The following is a 3,376-nucleotide window of genomic DNA, read 5'->3' as shown; positions in this document are numbered from 1 at the left end:
CTTATACACAGGCCATAAAGCTTTTTATATCGCCTTAAATACATTTAAAGATTTAGAGAAATTTTGTGATTGGTATGAACAAAGTGATAATCAGACCACGGCGCTTGAAAAAAAGGTACAGCAATTTCTAACAGTGTGGCCAATTGAGCGTCTAAAGAGTTTAACTATAGAAGACTATCATCAGGCAAATAATAAGTTGTCTTTTATTGTACAAGTAGACCTCTTTAGCCCTGTTGAAAATGGACTTACCATGTCAAATTATTATGAGATTTGGCAACCCCTAACTTTAGGCAAAGGGACAAACTATCATAATCAAATACCGTACTCGTGGCACAAAAGGTTTGGGGATGATCCGAACTTAGCGTTTACAGAACTCAAGCAAGAAATTCTAAATATTATTGAAGCCACAAAACAGCGTGATTTAAAAGCAATTGATCAAATTGCTTTTAATGCAAGCTTAAAATGGATGATCGCATTTCTTTATCAAGACTTCAGTGATCCTTTCATCATACCTATTGTGAGTGAACCAAATAGGAAGCGTATTGGATATGCAGAATATGCAAGGAAACCATTACCAGAGTTTTTACCAATATTATTGGCTGATAAAGGTGAACAAGCATTTTTCCCATATGTTGAAAAACTTTTTGCAATGATTAAAACCCATTATTGGAATAACAAAAAACAGAAGTCACTAACAAAGAAGGACGAAGTCATGATTCAACAAACGCTTAACCGTATTTTATTTGGTGCAGCAGGAACAGGTAAAACCTACCATACAATTAATCATGCTTTATCCATTATTGAACATAAACCTTTAGAACTATTAGAACAAGAAGATCGTACGGCGCTGAAAACACGTTTTGACCAATACAAAGACCAAGGGCAAATTAAATTTGTCACTTTCCACCAAAGCTTTAGTTATGAGGATTTTGTTGAAGGGATTCGAGCGGAGACTAATGCTCAGGGTCAATTGAATTACGATGTGAGACCAGGTGTATTTAAAGAAATTTGTGAAGATGCCCAAACAGAAATAGAAGCAAAGCAAAATAATGCATTAGCCCCGATTGAAGCAAGTATAAATAGTGCGATTGATAAACTCATTACTCAGGCTAAAACAGAGGAAATGATTTTTCACACTAAACGTGGTGCGGAAATTAAAGTATCAAGCAATTCAGTAGGCACGTTATTTGCGCATACATCTACGGGTAGTAATATCACTTTATCTATTAGGCATATTCGTAACTATTTAAAGACACAAAATGACATCATTGTGGATCAAAAAAGTTATGAATGGGCAATTGCGAATTCATTACGTTCAGAAGTTGAATATACAAACTCTATTGAAAAAGTAAAACCTTATGTTCTGATCATCGACGAAATCAACCGAGGTAATATTTCTCGTGTCTTTGGTGAATTAATCACGCTAATTGAAGATTCAAAACGTCAAGGAGCTGAAGAAAAACTATCTGTCACATTGCCATATTCAAAACAAGAATTCTCTGTACCAAAGAATTTGTACATCATTGGTACTATGAACTCATCTGATCGCTCGCTAACAGGTCTGGATATTGCTTTGCGCCGTCGTTTTACCTTTATCGAAATGCCACCAAAACCAGAACTTTTGAATGGCATAACTGTTGAGGGCTTAGATATTGGCGAATTATTGAGAGTTATCAATCAACGTATAGAAGTGCTTTTGGATCGTGATCATTGCATTGGTCATGCTAATTTTATGTCATTGAAAGATAAAGCAACACTGAAGAATTTAACTGAAATATTTAAACAGAAGATTATTCCACAGCTTCAAGAATACTTTTTTGATGATTGGGCAAAGATCAACTTAGTGTTCTTTGATAATGGTATGTTGGTTGAAGACGAAGATCTGAATCAAACAAATTTATTCCCATCACATTTGGAACAAGAGCTAGGTTATTCCAATGAAAAGAAAATTTGGAAGTTAAATAATGAGGCATTTAAAACGATAGAAAGTTTTAAAAAAATATTAGGTCATTCGGCAAAGGCAGAATAAGATGTCGCATCATACAGTGCGGGAATATGCCTTTATCAGTGTTGCTTATGAAGGCTGTCCTGAATCAAACTTTGATCATGCCTATATCACTGAATCTGCATTTGAGCATCTATGTGAGCTGTCTGCATCATTTTCCAAGCACGGTGCGAAAGTCTTCGAACTGGCAGGCCGAAGAAAGCTTAAACTTGACCAATATGTGGGTGTGATAGAAACACCATGTGGTACACGGATTGAAATTCTACCAAAACATATCGAGTTTAAAGAAGGCCAAAATAAGAATGAAGTAGTAAAGAAAGAACGTGAATTACTTCAAGAAATGCTGCGGGTATCTTTACATTTGCCATACCGTGAAGCAGGTGCAGCCCAATTAAATCGTTTTAGACAACCACTGCATGAGTGGATTATCAGTCAATTCTTGGCTTCTTTTGAACGTTTGGTTCAGCGGGGCTTACGGTTTGACTATAACCGTGTTCAAGAAGACCAGAAATTCTTACGTGGGCAATTGCAGCATGTGAAATACATGCGTCAGCCTCCTGCAAAGAAGCATATCTTCCCAATTGAACATGATGTGTATGAAGTCAATCGACCTGAGAATAGGCTGATACGTACAGCATTGGAGATTGTCTGTAAAAAGACTAAAGATGCAAGCAACTGGAAGCTGGCGCAAGAACTGCGCCTGATGACGAGTGAAATACCACGTAGTCAGAATATCAGACAGGATTTGCGACAATGGCAATCAGGACGCCTACTGGCGCTCTATGATGAGATCAAGCCATGGACTGAACTGATCCTTGGTGAGTATATGCCTGTTTCAACAGCTGGTGAATGGCGTGGCATGAGTTTGTTGTTTCCAATGGAAAAACTGTTTGAACATTATGTCGCTTATCATCTACGCTGTAATTTGCCTGATTATACAGTGAAGACACAGCATGCCACGGAGCATATCTGCCAGCATCAAGAGAGCAAGATCTTCAAACTTAAGCCTGATATCTTTATCGAGCGACCTAACGATAAAAATATTGTGATGGACACCAAATGGAAGCTGATTGATCAAACTGATCGTCGTGGGCGTTATGGTTTAAAAGACAGTGATATTCAGCAGATGTTTGCTTATAGTCATTATTATCTGGATCATGAAAGTGAAGTAATTCTGGTCTATCCATATCGAACTGAAAAGTTTACTAAGCCTTTGGATGAATTTGGGTTTAGGGAAACGAATGGCGCAAGGCTGCGAGTATTACCATTCAATGTTGATAATCCAAAGGAAATTATTGAATATTTAATTTTATGAGAAGGTAAAAATTTATTAGTTATTGAGTGAATAGTGATTCTCGTTTGAGTAAGGTA

At 37.0% G+C, this 3,376-nt stretch carries 2 protein-coding genes; both read left to right on the top strand.

Annotation, left to right across the window (positions count from 1 at the left end; genetic code table 11):
* A partial coding sequence (locus ACN6OV_RS03875) for an McrB family protein (protein ID WP_427949790.1) occupies positions 1-2,029 on the top strand: 2,029 nt, incomplete at its 5' end.
* 1 nt (position 2,030) lies between these two features.
* Entirely contained in the window at positions 2,031-3,320 is a 1,290-nt protein-coding gene (locus ACN6OV_RS03870) for an McrC family protein (RefSeq protein WP_427949788.1), read from the top strand.
* Positions 3,321-3,376 lie beyond the last annotated feature (56 nt).

It is taken from the genome of Acinetobacter sp. (assembly GCF_050285345.1).
In the GTDB taxonomy this organism is placed as follows: domain Bacteria; phylum Pseudomonadota; class Gammaproteobacteria; order Pseudomonadales; family Moraxellaceae; genus Acinetobacter.
Note: the sequence above shows the minus strand (reverse complement) of the source record. Positions and strands in the feature narration are given on the sequence as shown.

Excerpts from the sequence above, each read along its gene's own strand:
- ACN6OV_RS03870 (WP_427949788.1), top strand. The coding sequence starts at position 2,031 with ATGTCGCATCATACAGTGCGGGAATATGCCTTTATCAGTGTTGCTTAT.